Origin of the sequence: Rhodococcus sp. ACPA1 (assembly GCF_002300195.1) — a bacterium.
Taxonomy (GTDB): Bacteria; Actinomycetota; Actinomycetes; order Mycobacteriales; family Mycobacteriaceae; genus Rhodococcus_F; species Rhodococcus_F opacus.
On record NZ_NSDX01000015.1, the window covers coordinates 17221 to 32050 of the forward strand.

The window sequence follows — 14830 nt, forward strand, 5'->3', positions numbered from 1 at the left end:
GAGGTTGTCATGGAATTAGTCGAACGCGCCGTCAGCGCGGATATCGACGCCGCTGCTCGCGCGGTGATAACGGCTGCGGCCGCCGAAGCTAGCCGTCACGCTGACGAAATCATCGGCACCGGGCCGCTTCCCGGCACCGCGGAATGGGACGCCGAGCAGGGCACGGACATCCCCGACCAGCGAACCCTTGCCTGGCACCTACTGAGTCTTCGCATCCAGCTCGCCGCCGGGCTGGACGGCATCGAAACCGTTCTCGGCCTGCGCTTTCAGGGAGCAACATGGGCAACCATCGGCAGGGCCGCCGGGATGACCCGTCAGTCCGCGCACGAGCGATGGGGTTCCCGCACGACCGCCCTGCTCGACCCGATGGGGACCGGCTTGCCCAAGACCGTCGCCGACGACGATCCGAGTTGACCTGGGACGTGGTCTGTCGCCTCACCCGTTCGCCATCTGTCGGGACTGCGCGCGAGTACGAGCGCTCGCGGTCTGGGGTCGTCAGTCCCGGTACTCCGGGGCCGGCGGTCCGGGTGCCGGGCCGAGCGACGACAGCCACCGATCGTAGAGAGCAGTCCAGGTTCCGTCTGTGCGCAGCCGTTCCAGTGTGCCGTTGACGAACCGGACGAGGTCGTCGTTTCCGGGAGCGAGGCCGATGGTGTATTGGGCGGAATCGGTTTCGGGACCGACGATTTCGAGATTCGGATCCTGGGCGACGAGGCCGGCGAGGACGGCAGCGCCTGCGACCGCGTCGACCTGCCGCTGCTGGATGGCCATGAGGCAGTCGTCCCAGTCGGGTACCGCAAGGATCGTGGCTTTGGGGGCGATACGCGACAGCGCCGACACCGACGCCGGATCGTTATGCGTGCAGACCCGTCGCCGGGCAAGGTCGGCCGGACCGGAGATGCCCGACCCGTCCCGCACCACGAGCCGGCGGGATGCCTCGAGATACACCGTGGAGAACGCCAAGTCCTGGGAAACCTCACAGGGGAGGGCAACCGGACGCACGACCATGTCCGCGTCGCGGTGGGCGAGCATCTCGGCGCCGTCATCGGTTCCGAGCGGCCGGAACTCGACCTTGGTGGGATCGCCGAGTAGATCACGTGCGACCTCCCGCGCGAGGTCGACACCGAATCCGGTGAGGGTGCCGGTAGTCGGGTCGCGGAAGCTGAACAGGTTGGTGTTCTGGTCGACCGCGACGACCACCGTGCCGCGGGCACGGATATCGTCGATCGTGCCGCCGAGGCTCGGCGCCCCCGGACGGAGACTGGCCTGTGCTACACATGCCGACGGCTCCGTGGCCGGTGGCGGCGCCTCGGACGGTGCGATGAGCTGGGCGCCGGCCGACAGGGGAAACTCCGTGAAGTCGCCGGAGAACCTCGGGGTGGGTGCATCGGGCGCGCCGCAGCCGGCAAGCAGGACAGCTCCGAACGCGAGGCTGCCGAGCAGCCGGGCGGAGCGCGGTCGCCGATCCGAGTGTGGTCGCACCATCAGTGATACTCGCTCACTCTGGGCTCGATCCCCGCGACGACGGCGAGCGCTGCGGAAACGGCGAGCACGATGCCACCCACGGCGAGCGCCGCCATCGTGCGGTACGACTCCCGCATCGCGTCGAGTTCCTCGGTGCGCAGGGCCGTCATGGCGTCTTCGAGCCCTTCGTCGAGGGCCCGGAACTGGGCCGTCGATGCCGTCGATCCCGGACCGACCGCAACGTCCGCCGCGCCCTGGTAGTCGCCGTCTGCGAGCTTCTGCTGCAGATCCCGGTGGGCGGCCCGCCATCCGTCGAACGCGGCGGACGCATCGTCGACGGTGTTCCGCGACGCGTCCGAATTCAGAATCTCGGCGAGTGCGTCCGTGTGCCGGGTGTAGTCGCTCCCGGCCGGATCGAAACCCGGACGAAGCAGTCCGAGCGTCTCGTCGGCGCGCGCCTGCTGGGCGAGGATCCTCGCCTTCGTGACCGCCGCGAGGGGCTCCGCGCCGTCGATCCGTGCGCGTTCGCTCGCCGACGTCGACAACAGCCCGGCGACCACGATCCATACGACGAGAGCAGCCAGCAGGACGGTCGCGCACGCCAGTCCCGGATTGACCCGGCGGCGGCTTCGATGAGCCACGTACGCGTGCGCGACGGCGAGGACGACGACCCCGGCCGACGCGACGATTATGGCGGTGGCGGGCAACCTGGCGGTGTGGGACTGCGTGTCGGCGACGGCGCGGGCCTGGTCGTTGTAGAGGCGTTCGGCCAAGGGCAGGATGGTGTCCTGCATCAGAGCCGAAGCGGTTCCGAGATACGCCACCCCGACCGGATTTCCCGCGGAGTCGTTGGACCGTGCGGTCGCCACCAGGTCCGTGTACACGGCGACGTGCCGCGACATCTCGGTGAGCAGTCGCAGCGATTCCACATCGCCGGAGGTGACGCCGTACGACGCGGTGACGAGTGCGTTCGACGCGTCGCCGATCGCCTGGTTGTACCGGTCGCGTACCGCCAGCGGCTCGATGGCACCCGCGATGAACGACGACGTCGCTGCCGCGTCGGCGATCGACAACGAGCTGAACAGGTTCTGCGCGGCGTCCGCGAGCGGTTCGGTGTGGGCGCGAAGGGTTTCCATGCGCTGCTGCCGTGCGGCGACCACGGCGGACGTCACGAGGCCGGCCGTCAGCGCCACCGCGACGAGGACGACGGCCAGGAGGGACAGGCGTCCGGGCGTGGACGCGAGGAATTCGCGCCAGGGGCGGCGGTGGACCTCGGGTTCGACGAGCAGGGATTCGTCCAGGAGATGCTCGTCGGCCGGCGAAGTGTCACGATCTGCGCTGGATACGGCGCCGCGGTCCTGGTGGTACACCTTCTCCTCCTCATCCCTGCACTCAGTGTGCGCCGATCACGGTCGGAAAACACCGAAAGCATCGACGAGCGCGAGTAGCCTGCCTTGCCTGCGGGTACCTCCAGACTGGGCACGATCAGACTGGAGATGCTCGGGTCATGAAGGCAGGCTCATGAGGAAAAGGGTGCGCGCGTCTTCCGTCGCCGCCGCGGTCGCAGCGGTGGTGCTCGGGGCTTGCGCGGTCCCTGCGCAGCAGGGTGACGACGCACCGGAGAAGGTCTACTTTCTCTTGCCGAACACGACGACCACCCGATTCATGGAGCGAGACGAACCCCTGTTCACCGACTTCCTGGAGCTGTTCGCACCGGAGGCGACGGTGACGGTCTGCAACGCCGAGGGCGATCCTGCCCGTCAGCAGAGCCAGGTCGAGTCGGCGATCGCGGAGGGCGCGTCCGTGCTCGTGCTGATCTCCGCGGACGCGAGATTTTCGGGTGGAGCCTTGACTGCCGCCGCCGAGGCGAACGTTCCGGTAGTGCTCTACGACCATGACGCGGTCGGTGGACCGGCAGACGTTCAGGTGATCTTCGATCCACTCGAGGTCGGCCGACGGCAGGGGAGCCGCGCCGCGGATCTGATCGCCGCGATGCCCGGCGACGGTGTGAAGATCGCCCGGGTGGAGGGAAACCTCGGTGAATACGGAACCCGTCAATTTCGGCTCGGTCAGGACGAGTATCTGCAGCCACTCGCCGACAGTGGCAAGATCCGCGTGGTCTGCGAGACCGCGATCGACGACTGGGACCCGGCCGAAGGTCAGGCATTCGCGGAGGAATGCCTGACCCGCGAGAACAACGACATCGCCTTGTTCGTCACCATGAACGACGACCTGGGAGGCGGAATCGTCGCGGCACTGGCCGGCCGCGGGCTCGCCGGACGGATCCCGGTCACCGGGGGACAGGACGCCAATCTCGCTGCGCTGCAACTGATCGCGCAGGGGACTCTCGACAACACGATCTTCAAGAATCTGGCCGACCAGGCGAAGGTCGCCGCGCAGCTGACCACGTCGATCCTCCACGGCGAAGGCATTCCGGAGGAGATGATCAACGGCACGATCGACAACCAGTACATGGCCGTGCCGACGGTGTTCCTGCCCGTGCAGAACATCACGAAGGACAACCTCCAGGTCGTGGTCAACTCCGGCTTCTACACGTGGCAGCAGATCTGTGCGCCGGATCCGGCATCCGCGGTGTGCGGGGAGCACAGCTGAGCCGGTGGAACTCGGCGAGTTCAGCTCAGAGGCGCGATGACACCGCGGTCGCCGATTTCGGCGCGAACGTCGATCACCCGCCCGGCCAGCAACCAGCCCGACGGTTCGCGTCGCCACTCGTCGCGGTACTCACCGAGGCATTCGTACGTCGCGCCGGCGCGGTCGCCGAGGCCGACGTGAAACGCCCGGAAGTAGCACCGAGTGCGCGCCGCATCGCCGTCGACGTCGACGCGGATGTTGCCGAGCAGGTGCTGGGTGGCGCCGCAGACGTCGAGGTGGGAACGGACGCGGGCGACCACGTCCGCCGGCCCGGTCCGCCCGTAGGCCACGACATCTTCGGTGAGCGTCGCCGCGAACCCCGGCCAGTCCTTCGTGTCGAGCAGGACGGCCACGACGTGCAGGCGGTCGGTGATCCGGACGCGGTCGGGAGCGGGCTCGGGCATGGCTCGATCTTCCTCGGAGGTCCGGCTGCGTCGGCCCGGAGTCCCGCTGATCGAGACTGTCCGGTGGCGTAACACCGTCGGGCTGCGGGTGGGGTGCCGAGGTCGGGTCGCATACGGTGGCAGTGGCTCGCCGGGCGGGCCGGATCGAGGAGGAATCGGTAATGAGTGCACGTAGCCCCAAGGAGCGCATCCCCAGCCAGTGGGAGGAGATCACAGCCGCCGACCCCGGGCACTCGACGTGGTACGTCGAGCGGTTCCGGGCGATGGCGGCGCAGGGTAAGGACATCGTGGGGGAGGCGCGTCTGGTCGATGCAATGCTCGGCCGTGGCGGTCGGGTACTCGACGCGGGGTGCGGACTGGGCCGCCTCGGTGGCTATTTGCACGATGCCGGTCATGTCGTGGTGGGTGTCGATGTGGATCCTGTGCTCATCGCCGTGGCGGAGGAGGATCACCCCGGTCCGACGTGGCTGGTCGGTGATCTCGCAGAGTTGGATCTGCCGGCCCGCGGGGTAGCAGCCGATTTCGAAGTGATCGTCTGTGCGGGCAACGTGATGACTTTCCTGGCGCCGACGACCCGCGAGTCGGTGCTGGCGGGATTCGCCTCCCATCTCGCCCCGACCGGCCGAGTGGTTGTGGGGTTCGGTGCAGACCGGGGCTACGAGTTCTCGCAATTCCTCGCGGATGCTCGGGCCAACGGCCTCACGCCAGATCTGCTGTTGTCTACGTGGGATCTGCGCCCGTTCACCGAGGATTCCGACTTTCTCGTGGCAGTGTTTTCGCGCGCGCACTGACCAGCCCTTCCTGGAGCGAGAGGAGCACGGTGAGGGCAGCGGTTGCGTCGAGCAAGGCGCGGGAGCGTGCTGTGGTGGCCTGGTCGCGGGCAGTCAGCGCGGCGCCGATGTCACCCGATCCGGGTGTGCGCCCGAGTTGTGTCATGACCCCGCGGAGAGGTGCGATGCGGTAACCGGCCTTGCGAAGCTGATGCACGACGCGAGCGTCGCGGACCTGCGTCGGGGAGTATCGGCGCGCTCCGGTGCGTGTGTCCCGGTCCGGGACGACGAGTCCCTCTGTGTCCCAGTGTCGCAACGTGGAGGGGCGGAGACCGAGGGCGACGGCGAGTTCGCTCACGCCCATCCAGTCCGAGGCCTGCACGTCGTCGATCGGTTCGGTCGAGATCACATCGGCGGCCTCCTTCGCCAGGGCCAGTTCGGTTCGTTCCGCGTGGAGTCGGGCGTGTGCTGCATCGAGGAGGGCGACCGTTGTCGCGGCCGGGCACGTGTGCACGCTGCGCACGATCCGTTTGGCTTCGACAGGACCGGCGCCGACGGCGAGTTCCCGATAGGCGAGCGCGGACTGCACATGCACCTCGGTGTAGATGCGGTATCCGGCGTCTGTGCGGGTTGCGGGGGGCAGTACCCCGTCGCGTTCGAGGTTGCGCACGTGCTGCACGGAGCACCCGGCACGCCGGGCGACATCGACGGTCCGTAGATGAGGTGATTGGAGACTTGGCACCGTATTTCTCCTACGTTTGCTCGTCGAGGTCTCCACGAGCACTTTAATGAAACGCTGGAAGCTATGACCATGGACGACATCATCGAATTCGTCGAAGGCCTCGGCGACGTTCTGACACTCAGGCCTGCCCCCGGCGACGGTTCGCCCGAGATCAGCTGGGGTGACACCTTCTTCTACTACTCACCGGATCGGATCGTTCCCGACAGGACCCAGCCCTTCGCCACCATCGTCACCAAGAACTACCCCGGGGACGAAAGCTCGGGTCTGGACCGCGCGGGCGCGTTCCGGGTGAACATCCACGCAGGGAAGGAGGCGTTCATCGAGGCAACCGGCCACGCACCGCGAGAACAGGGCGTCGCCGACGCCGGTGCGCCCGACACCGTCATCGCGCATCCCGTCTACGGCCCCTTGAGCTGGCTGGCGGTCATCGACCCTGGCTCTCGCACCGGCAGAGTCGTTCGAGAGTTGCTGCGCGGGGCGCACACCCTGGCTCGCTCGCGCTACGAGCGACGAGCGGAATCCACCCCACGCTGATACGAGAAAGGCACGCGGCACCGAGGACGACGAAAAATGGCGTCGTCCCCGGTCACGCGTCGTCACATCTGGTAGATCTGGCTGCTGTTCCAACCGACGAGGAGTTCGTCGAGCGTCATGCTCTGGTCCCTGCGTTCTTGCCGTTGGTCGCGTTGTCGGTCGTGGCGGGGGCCGTCACCGTGGTCACCGCGATCGCCGGGGATGGTGGGTGCGGCGACTGTCGTGACGGGGTGTTCGGCCGCTGTCGCGATGGCGGTGGCGGCTCCGAGGGGGATGACGGCGAGCGCGGCGGCGACGGCGGCCGTGGCGAACCGGTTTCGCAGGGGGATTCGAGGGAGACGGTTCACTGCGCCCGACGGATTCGCCGCGTGCGAAGTCTCGGAGTGGGGAAGTGAGGTGTGCATTTCGTAGTCCTGTTCGAATGCGTGGGCCCAGCGTCCACAGCTATTCGAATGGTGTCTGCGAGGGCCCGGAACGTTACACCCGCGGTGCAGGAATCTCGGTTCCACAGTGAATCCGCGCCGGAGTGGAGATGTTCTCCATGGATGGATTCCCGTGTCCGTACTACCGTCGCAGTGACCGCAGGCGGGCACCATGGCGCGTCAGCCGGGACCAGTGGGGGAGAGGAGAAGCAGTGCCTTCCATCGAATCCGGCGGGGCTCGAATCGACTACACCGTGCACGGTGACGGCCGATCCTCGTCGAGCGTGATGTTGCTGGCGGGTTTCACAGCCCCCGCCACGTCGTGGCGTTATCAGATCCCGTCGCTGACCCAGGCAGGTCACCGCGTCATCGCGGTGGATCTGCCGGGCCACGGAACGGCTCCCGCCATGCCGCACGGCACGACGATGCAGACACGCGCCGGACTCGTGCACGCCCTCATCGAGCAACTCGACCTGCGGGATGCGGCAATGATCGGAGGCTCGATGGGCGCAAACACGATCTGGTCGTACGTCGACACGTACGGCACGGGGCGGCTTCGTGCCGCGGTTGTGGTCGATCAGACTCCGCGGATGCTCAATGCGCCGGAGTGGGCGTACGGGTCTACGGCTACGACCAGGAGAAGGTCGACACGTTCTTCGCGAACGGGATTCCCTCGACCGGCCACGGCACCCCGATCTGGAAACGCGGTATGCGGTTGGTCCGCCTGCTCGCCGCGATGGGCCGCGTCGACCGATCCCTGTCGCCACCGGAACTCGCCCTGTTGAACGATCATGCGAAACGCGACTGGTGTTCGACGATCCGTGCGAGCGATCTTCCCGTGCTCATCGTTGCCGGTTCCGACAGCGAGTTCTGGCCGTCAGCACACGCCGCCGCGGCCGCAGCACTCGCACCGAACGGAGCGTCGACCGTCGTCGCACGCGCAGGCCACGCGACGAACATGGAACGACCACATTCGTTCAACAGGGTTGTCGCCGAATTTCTCGATTCCGCGTCCTGAGCCCCGAACCGTGGCAAGCGCCGCCGCAGTCGCTACCGGTCAGTCGACGGACTGCACGACGACCGTGCCGCCGCTCTCCGCGGCTTCACGCGCCGCTGCCAACACCGCGATGGTGCCGAGCGCGGTGCGGGCAGGCACCGGTTGCTCGCCGGTGCCGGCAACGGCGGCCGCGAATTCCGTGTAGTAGTCCTGATACGAACCCCGTTGCGACGGGACCGTTTCCGCGCCCTCTGCTGTATGGAGGACGCCCCAGCGTTCCCGTCGTTCGTAACCCCACCCGGCGGGATCGTCGACGGGCCGCGTCCCCGCGAAGAGAGTCTGTGCCTGCACGTCCGTACCGTCCGCCACATAGGCGCCCAAGCTGCCGAACGCCCGCAGCCGTCGTCCCTCGAAGTGGTTGACCTTGCTCGACGAGACGCTCGAATAGACCCCGCTGCGGTGAGTGATATTGACGACGAAGCCGGCGTCGGTGCGCCCCTCTGGGCGGTCGACATAATCGAGGTGGGCGTCGACCCTCTCTGCCGGACCGAACAACCACAGCATCTGGTCGACGACGTGTGCGCCCATGTCGCGCAGCAACCCGCCAGTCGGGCCGGTTTCGAGCGTGTCGGCACCGTCCAGGTCGAATTGGGATTCGATACGCCAGATGTCGCCGAGTCGCGGCAACACCGACCTCAGCGTGCGGATGTCGGCGTCGTATCGACGGTTGTGATAGACGCTGAGCAGCACGCCGGCGTCGTCTGCGGCTGCTACCAACTCTCGGGCCGTCTCGACATCCGGCGCGAAGGGCTTGTCCGCGACCACGTGCACACCCCGCCCGATCGCCTCGAGTACGAGTTCGCGCCGCGTCTGCGGTGGGGTGGTGATCGTGACGGCATCGACGCCGGAGTCGATGAGCTCGCCGAGGCTCGAGAACACCGGTATTCCAGGGAAGCCTGCGGCAGCCTGGGCGACACGTGAGGCGGAGCGGGTCACGATGCCGCCCAGTGTGATTCCCTCGGCCGCTTCGACGAACGGTGCATGGAAGTAGCGGCCGCCCAGTCCGTACCCGACGATTCCGATATTCATACTCATGCGTGGATTATATGTTAAGACATTCGAACAATCTATGTCTGTAGAGCAGGCAGTCGCGGTGTCGAGGGTCGAGAACCGCGCAGTGCCGTGCCAGGATGAGGTGGCACGATCACTTGCAGGGAGGCGACGACATTGTCGGAGCGATCAGGATCCCACGCCGACGATCCGTTCAGCGGTCGGCAGCCAACCAGTCACGAACGGATGACGGGACGGCCCTGGGATGCGTCCTACCACGAGGGGCCTGCGCCGTGGGATGTCGGCCGGCCGCAGCCGGCGATCGTGCGGGTGGCATCCGAAGGTGGATTCGCCGGAGCGGTGCTCGATGCGGGATGCGGGACCGGCGAGAACGCTCTTCACGTCGCCTCGCTGGGATTGCAGGTTCTGGGCGTCGACGTGGCTGCGACGGCACTGGCGATCGCCCGGGAGAAGGCCGACGACCGCCGGATCGAGGTCGAGTTCGCAGTGGCAGACGCGTTCCAGTTGGACAGTATGGGGCGCCGGTTCGGGATCGTGCTGGACTGCGGACTGTTCCACACGTTCGACGCCGCCGAGCGACCACGCTACGTGGCGAGTTTGGCGTCGGTGACCGAACACGGCGGAACCGTGTATGTGTTGTGCTTCAGCGACGATGGTCCCGATACCGGCCCGCACCCCGTCAGCCGGGAGGAGCTGAGAGCGGCGTTCGACCCCAGCGATGGATGGAAGGTCGCCGCCATTGAACCGGACCGGATCGAGACGCGATTCCACGACGACGGCGCACCGGCCTGGTTTGCGACCATCGAGCGGATCTAGCCGGCGGGCGGGTCGGCCCGGTGAACGGTCGGCATTTCGTTAGTGCGTGCCGTCATTCGGCGTTTCCGGTCGGGAAGTAGACCGACCCGTCGCTACCGACGCAGCCGCCCTGGACGGGGCCGGGCCCGAAGTATGCGCCGTTGACCTGACCGGCGCCACCGGAGGAATTCGACCCGACTCCGGCTCCCGCGACGCCGACTGCCCCGCAGGTGTAGCTGTTCGAGTCGCCCGGCTCGCTCTCGACCTGAACCTGTGTGCCCGGAGTGTTCGGATCCCCGTGCAGGTTCGGTGCCGCGGCCGCGACCCCGGGTGCGGCGAAGATGGCGAGTGCGGCGGCCGCCGCGAGCGCCGAGCGCACTGCGAATGTGTTCATGCGATTCACCCTCGATTCGGTGGGCGCCCCGGATTCAGCTCGCCGGGTTCCGGGCGGGTCGTCTCCCGTGACGCATTCGTCTCACGGTAGGACCCCAATTATCGTCCGCTCCACCCGGAAATCCCACCCCGGGTATGCGCCGCGTGAATCGGCCAGGCGGCACGCTCCACCCACCGTCCTTGACATGAAGTGGACTTTAGGTTTCACGATGGTCGCAGATGTCACTGGAGGCAAGGAGTCTGCGATGAACGGCACCGGGACGGCGCTGATCACAGGAGGATCGGCAGGGCTGGGACGGGCGAGCGCACTCGCGCTCGCGGAGCGTGGCTGGGAGGTGATCATCACCGGGAGGCGGGTCGAACCGCTCGATCGGGTTGCCGCGCGGGCACACACCATCACCGCACTCCCCGGTGACGTGACCGATCCACGGCAGCGCGAGCGCATCGCCGTCGAGATCGCGGCGCGGGGACGACTGGATCTGTTGCTCAACAACGCCAGCGCGCTCGGACCCAGCCCGATGCCCACCCTCGCCCGGTATCCGGAGGACGCATTGGCGCAGGTCTTCGCGACCGATGTGCTCGCCCCGCTCGCCTTGATCGCCGCGCTGATCGCGCATGTGCGGGACGCGGGCGGGACCGTGATCAACATTTCGTCGGATGCCGCGGTCGAGGCGTATGCGGGCTGGGGCGGGTACGGGGCCGCGAAGGCGGCGCTCGACCACGCGACCGCGGTGCTGGCGGTCGAGGAACCCGGCCTTGCGGTCTACGCCTTCGATCCCGGCGACATGCGCACCGAGATGCACCAGGCGGCGTTCCCCGGCGAGGACATCTCGGATCGGCCCGATCCGGAGACCGTGGTGCCTGCGCTGCTGCATTTGCTCGACACGAGCCCACCCAGCGGCCGGTACCGCGCCGCGGACTTCGCGGTCGCAGCGAACACAGGGGTGACGTCGTGACCCGCGCACACGTCCCCTCCGCGGCCGAGTTCCGGTTCGCGCTGCCTCGGCGATTGGAGGCGAGTGGTCCACCGGAGAGCCGGGGGCTGCCGCGCGACTCGGTGCGGCTGCTGGTCTCCGATCGGGGCAGGGTGGAACACACCAGATTTCACAACCTGCCGCACTTCCTCGAGGCCGGCGACGTGGTGGTGGTGAACGCGTCGTCGACGTTGGCCGCGGCGGTGGACGGGACCGTCGACGCGGTGGGACCTGTGGTCGCGCACTTCTCCACCGACCTCGGGAACGGGGACTGGGCGGTCGAGGTGCGAGCGCCGGGACCGGCCTCCGGCGCCCTCGACACGGTCGCGGCGGGAACGCGGATCATTTTGCCGCGCGGCGTTGTTGCGACCCTCGTGGAACCCTGGCCCCACGGTTCGACCAGGCTGTGGAGGGCCTCGATCGACGGCGTCGCCGATGTAGCCGCGGAACTGCTCGCCACCTCGGGCCGTCCGATCACCTACGCGTACGTCCACGAACGCTGGCCTCTGTCGTCGTACCAGACGATCTTCGGCCGTAGTGGCGGAAGCGCCGAGATGGCCAGCGCTGCGAGGCCGTTCACCCATCCGATGGTCACCGACCTGGCGACCTCGGGGGTGGTCGTGGCGCCGATCCTGCTGCACACCGGTGTCTCCTCGCCGGAGCGAGGGGAGCCACCGATACCGGAGCCGTACGAGGTGCCGGAGCAGACGGCGCGTCTGGTCAACGACCGGCGCGCCGCCGGAGGTCGCGTCATCGCGGTCGGCACCACCGTGACGAGGGCCCTCGAGACCCAGGCCACTTCTGACGGCATGTCGGTGGCGGGCGCCGGCTGGACGGACCTGGTACTGAGCGCGGAGAGGCCGGCACGGGTGGTGGACGGCCTGGTCACGGGCTGGCACGCGCCGGGGGCGTCGCATCTCATGCTGCTCGAATCGGTGGTGGGGGAGGCGGCAGTCCGTCGCGCCTACGACGAGGCTCTTTCACGCGGATACCTGTGGCACGAGTTCGGGGACAGTGCGCTGTTGCTGCGACAGTGACGATGCAATCGCGGTTCTCGACAGCGGCGCCGTGGGCGAGTTGACTGAAACTGGTGATCTCGGCAATTCAGAAGGGATCACAGAGGACAGGACGTCGTCATGAACATCGGAAAGAAGATCCGGCACAAGGTCGAAACCGCCGAAGGCGCCACCAAGAAGGCAGTCGGCAAGGCCACCGGGAACGCCCACCTCGAAGCCGAGGGGAGCAAGGAACAGGCCAAAGGCAACACCAAGCAGATGGGAGACAAGGTCAAGGACGCGGGCAAGAAGATCAAGAACGCCCTCAAACACTGACCGAACCTCGGGCGAGTCCGGACTACTCGTTCGACAGCAGCGGCCCCAGCGGCCCGAGGTCGATGTTCAGGTCCTCGGGCGTGAGATCGAAATGCTCACGCAACTCCGCCATCCGCTCCTCGAGCAGCATGAGCGTCGTGCCGATGCGTTCGATCTGCTCGTCGCTGAGATCGCCGTGCTCGACTCGGCGTATCGCCTGCCGTTCCATCAATTGGCGTAAGAGCTCGACGATCGTCAGGACCAGCGTGACCAGGCCCTTCTCGACGGATTCGGGGTCGGCGTCGATTCGCTGTGGCAGAACCCGACGACCGATGTCGGTCGGGGCATCCGAATCGATGGGCTCGGACTCAGTCATCGGCGGGCTCCGGCCCGACCGGGTCGGGGACGAGTGCGCTGACCGATGCGATGAGCGTGCGCAGCGAGATCCGGACCATGTCGACGTCGGCGAGCGACAGGGTGATCTCGCCGGTGATGACGACACCACCGCCGAGCACCCGATCGAGCAGGTCGACGAGCGCGATGCGGCGAGTGTCGTCCGCGGGGACCATCTCGCTCATGGCCTCACCCGTCGATCCCGGCGAAGGAGTACGGCGGCCACGGTCCGGTCAGATCCAGTGTGATGCCCGGGCGTTCGGCGTCGAGTGCCGACACGAGCGCAGCGAAGTCGTCGATCCGTGCGTTGTCCACGAGGTAGGTGCCGTTGAAGATCATCCAGGCCCGTTTACCGGTCAGCACCGGATCGGTGACTTGCCGTCGAAGCCCGTCGACGGCACGGCCCAGGAGCGCGGAGTGAATCTCGCCCGCGTGGCCGGCCGCCCTGCGTTCCACGTCTTGCTGTGCGCTCAACTCCGCACGACGACGCAGCAGATACGCGGTCCCCTTTCCCTTCGCGCCGGTCGCGGAAGGTTCCTCTTTCACGTTCTGCGCCAGCACCTTTGCGTCTCCGAACGCTTTGACACCCCACTCACTCCGTCCGGTCACCCGGCGCAGCGCTGTGCTGAACTCCTCCTGTCGTTCGTCGAGGAGGAGGCGAACGCGATCGTCGTCGAGGTAGAGGGTTGCCAACCGCAATGGAACCGTGGGACCGCAGCGCAACACGGCAGCCACCACACTGTCGTGTGCTCTCGCGGTTGCCGCAAGCCAGTCGAGGTCCTCGAGGTTGCGCTGCAGAGGTTCCTGCCCGAATTCGCTCAGGCTCACCGTCCCCACCACCGCGGCGAGACCCGCCGACGCCACCGCGCGGACCGGCTCGCCGGCCACACCGGTGACCCCGGCGAGTTGTGCGTCGCCGATGCTGTCGGTGGTGATGCTGTAAAGCCAGACACCCTCATCCGCCGTCATCGCCGGGCTCCTGACGTTTCGCCTCCACCTCGACCGTTTCCGCGGCCTCGACGGCAGGGCGAACCGACCTGTCGGACTCGAGTTCGGCGATCCGCTCCCGAAGCTTCCGGTTCTCGAGTTCGAAGTCGCTGTTCCTGCCGGTCAGCCAGGGGTCGTGCTCCCACCAATCGATGCCCACCTCCTTCGCGGTTTCCAGCGAGGCGATCACCAGTCGCACCTTGATGGTCAGCAGTTCGATGTCGAGCAGGTTGACCTGGATGTCTCCGGCGATCACGAGCCCCTTGTCGAGCACCCGCTCGAGGATCTCGCCGAGGTTCGTCGACTGGTGCCCGCCGCCCATTCCGCCGCCCGAACTCTGCGGAAGGTTGCTCGCGCCGCCGCCGGCGATGGTCATGACTGCGTGCTCCCACTGTCACCGACACCGCGGATGTAGCGGCGGGTTCTGCGGTAGGACAACAGCTCTCCATCCAGATCCAACACCACCTCGTACATCGCGAGCATGTCCGTCGACGACGGGATTCGTCGATCCTCGACTACCTCCACCTCCACCGCCCAGCCGTCGTCGGTCGGCATGACCGAGGTCGCACCCAGTGGTTTCTTGCCGGTCAACTGCGCAATGTCACGCGTCGCGATCTCGGCGATCTCGGGTGCCGGCAACGGTGGTGGCTCCTCTTCTGCCATCGCCCGTCACTCCCTCTCCGGACCGGTGGGATGTGCCGTTCCGGTCATTCGATCGAGGATGGCCTGCTGTGCCTGCTCTTCCTCCTCGGCGGAGATCTCGCCTGCCGCACGTGCGTCCTCCAGTTCCTCGAGTGCGCGGCGCGCACTCGCGGGATTGTGGAGTTCCTCCTCGACCTGTTGCTGTATCAACTCGGCTAACGAGATCACCCCGCGAACGGGGGCAAGCGGCAGCGTGGCGATGAACGACAGGAGACCCATC

The 14830-nt window shown here is 67.4% G+C and carries 22 protein-coding genes; 9 read left to right on the plus strand and 13 right to left on the minus strand.

Features of this window, described 5'->3' with window-relative positions; translation table 11 throughout:
* Nucleotides 1–9 precede the first annotated feature (9 nt).
* A complete protein-coding gene (locus tag CJ177_RS44790) occupies nucleotides 10–414 on the plus strand; it encodes a hypothetical protein (RefSeq protein WP_005246501.1) in 405 nt (134 codons plus the stop codon).
* 81 nt (nucleotides 415–495) lie between these two features.
* On the opposite strand, the gene CJ177_RS44795 is transcribed toward CJ177_RS44790, so the two are convergent.
* Nucleotides 496–1485 (minus strand): glutamate ABC transporter substrate-binding protein, encoded by a 990-nt coding sequence (locus CJ177_RS44795; protein WP_025432621.1) that lies wholly within the window; start codon nucleotides 1483–1485, stop codon nucleotides 496–498.
* Nucleotides 1485–2834: a hypothetical protein gene (locus tag CJ177_RS44800; RefSeq protein ID WP_060968981.1), complete on the minus strand. Its 1350-nt coding sequence runs from the start codon at nucleotides 2832–2834 to the stop codon at nucleotides 1485–1487. The genes CJ177_RS44795 and CJ177_RS44800 overlap by 1 nt, the downstream gene beginning before the upstream one ends.
* A 151-nt stretch (nucleotides 2835–2985) precedes the next feature.
* Between CJ177_RS44800 and CJ177_RS44805 the strand changes: the two genes are divergently transcribed.
* Nucleotides 2986–4077, plus strand: a complete 1092-nt coding sequence (locus CJ177_RS44805; protein WP_095871014.1) for a substrate-binding domain-containing protein — start codon at nucleotides 2986–2988, stop codon at nucleotides 4075–4077.
* 20 nt (nucleotides 4078–4097) lie between these two features.
* On the opposite strand, the gene CJ177_RS44810 is transcribed toward CJ177_RS44805, so the two are convergent.
* Complete coding sequence (locus tag CJ177_RS44810; RefSeq protein ID WP_005246494.1) at nucleotides 4098–4520, minus strand: nuclear transport factor 2 family protein; 423 nt, start codon at nucleotides 4518–4520, stop codon at nucleotides 4098–4100.
* 161 nt (nucleotides 4521–4681) lie between these two features.
* On the opposite strand from CJ177_RS44810, the gene CJ177_RS44815 reads away from it, so the two are divergent.
* Nucleotides 4682–5311: a bifunctional 2-polyprenyl-6-hydroxyphenol methylase/3-demethylubiquinol 3-O-methyltransferase UbiG gene (locus tag CJ177_RS44815; RefSeq protein ID WP_037180785.1), complete on the plus strand. Its 630-nt coding sequence runs from the start codon at nucleotides 4682–4684 to the stop codon at nucleotides 5309–5311.
* Here CJ177_RS44815 and CJ177_RS44820 read toward each other — a convergent pair.
* Entirely contained in the window at nucleotides 5262–6032 is a 771-nt protein-coding gene (locus tag CJ177_RS44820; protein ID WP_060968979.1) for a MerR family transcriptional regulator, read from the minus strand. The genes CJ177_RS44815 and CJ177_RS44820 overlap by 50 nt on opposite strands.
* Nucleotides 6033–6095: 63 nt before the next feature.
* On the opposite strand from CJ177_RS44820, the gene CJ177_RS44825 reads away from it, so the two are divergent.
* The gene (locus CJ177_RS44825; protein ID WP_025432620.1) at nucleotides 6096–6566 is read left to right on the plus strand and encodes a DUF6194 family protein; all 471 of its coding nucleotides are present in this window, start codon (nucleotides 6096–6098) and stop codon (nucleotides 6564–6566) included.
* Between the two features lie 62 nt (nucleotides 6567–6628).
* On the opposite strand, the gene CJ177_RS44830 is transcribed toward CJ177_RS44825, so the two are convergent.
* A complete protein-coding gene (locus CJ177_RS44830) occupies nucleotides 6629–6970 on the minus strand; it encodes a hypothetical protein (RefSeq protein ID WP_060968978.1) in 342 nt (113 codons plus the stop codon).
* 305 nt (nucleotides 6971–7275) lie between these two features.
* On the opposite strand from CJ177_RS44830, the gene CJ177_RS49045 reads away from it, so the two are divergent.
* Entirely contained in the window at nucleotides 7276–7773 is a 498-nt protein-coding gene (locus CJ177_RS49045) for an alpha/beta fold hydrolase (protein ID WP_231914078.1), read from the plus strand.
* Between the two features lie 272 nt (nucleotides 7774–8045).
* Here the strand turns inward: CJ177_RS49045 and CJ177_RS44840 are convergent, their stop codons facing one another.
* Nucleotides 8046–9080, minus strand: coding sequence for a Gfo/Idh/MocA family oxidoreductase (locus CJ177_RS44840; protein WP_095871015.1), 1035 nt, complete (start codon nucleotides 9078–9080; stop codon nucleotides 8046–8048).
* A gap of 201 nt (nucleotides 9081–9281) precedes the next feature.
* On the opposite strand from CJ177_RS44840, the gene CJ177_RS44845 reads away from it, so the two are divergent.
* On the plus strand, nucleotides 9282–9872 hold the full coding sequence (locus CJ177_RS44845) for a class I SAM-dependent methyltransferase (RefSeq protein WP_095871016.1): 591 nt from the start codon (nucleotides 9282–9284) through the stop codon (nucleotides 9870–9872).
* A gap of 52 nt (nucleotides 9873–9924) precedes the next feature.
* On the opposite strand, the gene CJ177_RS44850 is transcribed toward CJ177_RS44845, so the two are convergent.
* Nucleotides 9925–10245 carry a hypothetical protein gene (locus CJ177_RS44850; protein ID WP_005246478.1) on the minus strand — a complete coding sequence of 107 codons (321 nt, stop codon included), beginning with the start codon at nucleotides 10243–10245 and terminating at the stop codon, nucleotides 9925–9927.
* A 244-nt stretch (nucleotides 10246–10489) separates the two neighbouring features.
* Here CJ177_RS44850 and CJ177_RS44855 point away from each other — a divergent pair, with 244 nt between their 5' ends.
* The 3 genes from CJ177_RS44855 to CJ177_RS44865 all read left to right on the plus strand — a co-directional run bounded on the left by CJ177_RS44855 (nucleotide 10490) and on the right by CJ177_RS44865 (nucleotide 12549).
* A complete protein-coding gene (locus CJ177_RS44855; RefSeq protein WP_025432617.1) occupies nucleotides 10490–11200 on the plus strand; it encodes an SDR family oxidoreductase in 711 nt (236 codons plus the stop codon).
* On the plus strand, nucleotides 11197–12255 hold the full coding sequence (locus tag CJ177_RS44860; protein ID WP_005246475.1) for an S-adenosylmethionine:tRNA ribosyltransferase-isomerase: 1059 nt from the start codon (nucleotides 11197–11199) through the stop codon (nucleotides 12253–12255). Before CJ177_RS44855 ends, CJ177_RS44860 begins: the two co-directional genes overlap by 4 nt.
* Before the next feature lie 99 nt (nucleotides 12256–12354).
* The gene (locus tag CJ177_RS44865) at nucleotides 12355–12549 is read left to right on the plus strand and encodes a CsbD family protein (RefSeq protein ID WP_060968974.1); all 195 of its coding nucleotides are present in this window, start codon (nucleotides 12355–12357) and stop codon (nucleotides 12547–12549) included.
* A gap of 22 nt (nucleotides 12550–12571) precedes the next feature.
* On the opposite strand, the gene CJ177_RS44870 is transcribed toward CJ177_RS44865, so the two are convergent.
* From CJ177_RS44870 to CJ177_RS44895, 6 genes are read right to left on the minus strand one after another with little or no spacing between them, the layout of a single operon-like run.
* Nucleotides 12572–12904 carry a gas vesicle protein K gene (locus CJ177_RS44870; protein ID WP_005246472.1) on the minus strand — a complete coding sequence of 111 codons (333 nt, stop codon included), beginning with the start codon at nucleotides 12902–12904 and terminating at the stop codon, nucleotides 12572–12574.
* Nucleotides 12897–13106: a gas vesicle protein gene (locus CJ177_RS49275; RefSeq protein ID WP_005246471.1), complete on the minus strand. Its 210-nt coding sequence runs from the start codon at nucleotides 13104–13106 to the stop codon at nucleotides 12897–12899. Before CJ177_RS49275 ends, CJ177_RS44870 begins: the two co-directional genes overlap by 8 nt.
* A 4-nt stretch (nucleotides 13107–13110) precedes the next feature.
* Nucleotides 13111–13890 carry a GvpL/GvpF family gas vesicle protein gene (locus tag CJ177_RS44880; protein ID WP_005246469.1) on the minus strand — a complete coding sequence of 260 codons (780 nt, stop codon included), beginning with the start codon at nucleotides 13888–13890 and terminating at the stop codon, nucleotides 13111–13113.
* Complete coding sequence (locus CJ177_RS44885; RefSeq protein ID WP_061698502.1) at nucleotides 13877–14284, minus strand: gas vesicle protein; 408 nt, start codon at nucleotides 14282–14284, stop codon at nucleotides 13877–13879. Before CJ177_RS44885 ends, CJ177_RS44880 begins: the two co-directional genes overlap by 14 nt.
* Nucleotides 14281–14571 carry a gas vesicle protein gene (locus tag CJ177_RS44890; RefSeq protein WP_005246465.1) on the minus strand — a complete coding sequence of 97 codons (291 nt, stop codon included), beginning with the start codon at nucleotides 14569–14571 and terminating at the stop codon, nucleotides 14281–14283. Before CJ177_RS44890 ends, CJ177_RS44885 begins: the two co-directional genes overlap by 4 nt.
* A 6-nt stretch (nucleotides 14572–14577) precedes the next feature.
* Nucleotides 14578–14829 carry a gas vesicle protein GvpG gene (locus CJ177_RS44895; protein WP_005246463.1) on the minus strand — a complete coding sequence of 84 codons (252 nt, stop codon included), beginning with the start codon at nucleotides 14827–14829 and terminating at the stop codon, nucleotides 14578–14580.
* Nucleotide 14830 lies beyond the last annotated feature (1 nt).

Bases quoted from the DNA above. Each gene is read 5' to 3' on its own strand.
- CJ177_RS44880 (WP_005246469.1), bottom strand. From the start codon at position 13,890: ATGACGGCGGATGAGGGTGTCTGGCTTTACAGCATCACCACCGACAGC.
- CJ177_RS44870 (WP_005246472.1), bottom strand. From the start codon at position 12,904: ATGACTGAGTCCGAGCCCATCGATTCGGATGCCCCGACCGACATCGGT.
- CJ177_RS44855 (WP_025432617.1), top strand. From the start codon at position 10,490: ATGAACGGCACCGGGACGGCGCTGATCACAGGAGGATCGGCAGGGCTG.
- CJ177_RS44815 (WP_037180785.1), top strand. From the start codon at position 4,682: ATGAGTGCACGTAGCCCCAAGGAGCGCATCCCCAGCCAGTGGGAGGAG.
- CJ177_RS44805 (WP_095871014.1), top strand. From the start codon at position 2,986: ATGAGGAAAAGGGTGCGCGCGTCTTCCGTCGCCGCCGCGGTCGCAGCG.
- CJ177_RS44840 (WP_095871015.1), bottom strand. From the start codon at position 9,080: ATGAGTATGAATATCGGAATCGTCGGGTACGGACTGGGCGGCCGCTAC.
- CJ177_RS44895 (WP_005246463.1), bottom strand. From the start codon at position 14,829: ATGGGTCTCCTGTCGTTCATCGCCACGCTGCCGCTTGCCCCCGTTCGC.
- CJ177_RS49045 (WP_231914078.1), top strand. From the start codon at position 7,276: ATGTTGCTGGCGGGTTTCACAGCCCCCGCCACGTCGTGGCGTTATCAG.
- CJ177_RS44825 (WP_025432620.1), top strand. From the start codon at position 6,096: ATGACCATGGACGACATCATCGAATTCGTCGAAGGCCTCGGCGACGTT.
- CJ177_RS44790 (WP_005246501.1), top strand. From the start codon at position 10: ATGGAATTAGTCGAACGCGCCGTCAGCGCGGATATCGACGCCGCTGCT.
- CJ177_RS44885 (WP_061698502.1), bottom strand. From the start codon at position 14,284: ATGACCATCGCCGGCGGCGGCGCGAGCAACCTTCCGCAGAGTTCGGGC.
- CJ177_RS44830 (WP_060968978.1), bottom strand. From the start codon at position 6,970: ATGCACACCTCACTTCCCCACTCCGAGACTTCGCACGCGGCGAATCCG.
- CJ177_RS49275 (WP_005246471.1), bottom strand. From the start codon at position 13,106: ATGAGCGAGATGGTCCCCGCGGACGACACTCGCCGCATCGCGCTCGTC.
- CJ177_RS44865 (WP_060968974.1), top strand. From the start codon at position 12,355: ATGAACATCGGAAAGAAGATCCGGCACAAGGTCGAAACCGCCGAAGGC.
- CJ177_RS44795 (WP_025432621.1), bottom strand. From the start codon at position 1,485: ATGGTGCGACCACACTCGGATCGGCGACCGCGCTCCGCCCGGCTGCTC.
- CJ177_RS44890 (WP_005246465.1), bottom strand. From the start codon at position 14,571: ATGGCAGAAGAGGAGCCACCACCGTTGCCGGCACCCGAGATCGCCGAG.
- CJ177_RS44810 (WP_005246494.1), bottom strand. From the start codon at position 4,520: ATGCCCGAGCCCGCTCCCGACCGCGTCCGGATCACCGACCGCCTGCAC.
- CJ177_RS44845 (WP_095871016.1), top strand. From the start codon at position 9,282: ATGACGGGACGGCCCTGGGATGCGTCCTACCACGAGGGGCCTGCGCCG.
- CJ177_RS44850 (WP_005246478.1), bottom strand. From the start codon at position 10,245: ATGAACACATTCGCAGTGCGCTCGGCGCTCGCGGCGGCCGCCGCACTC.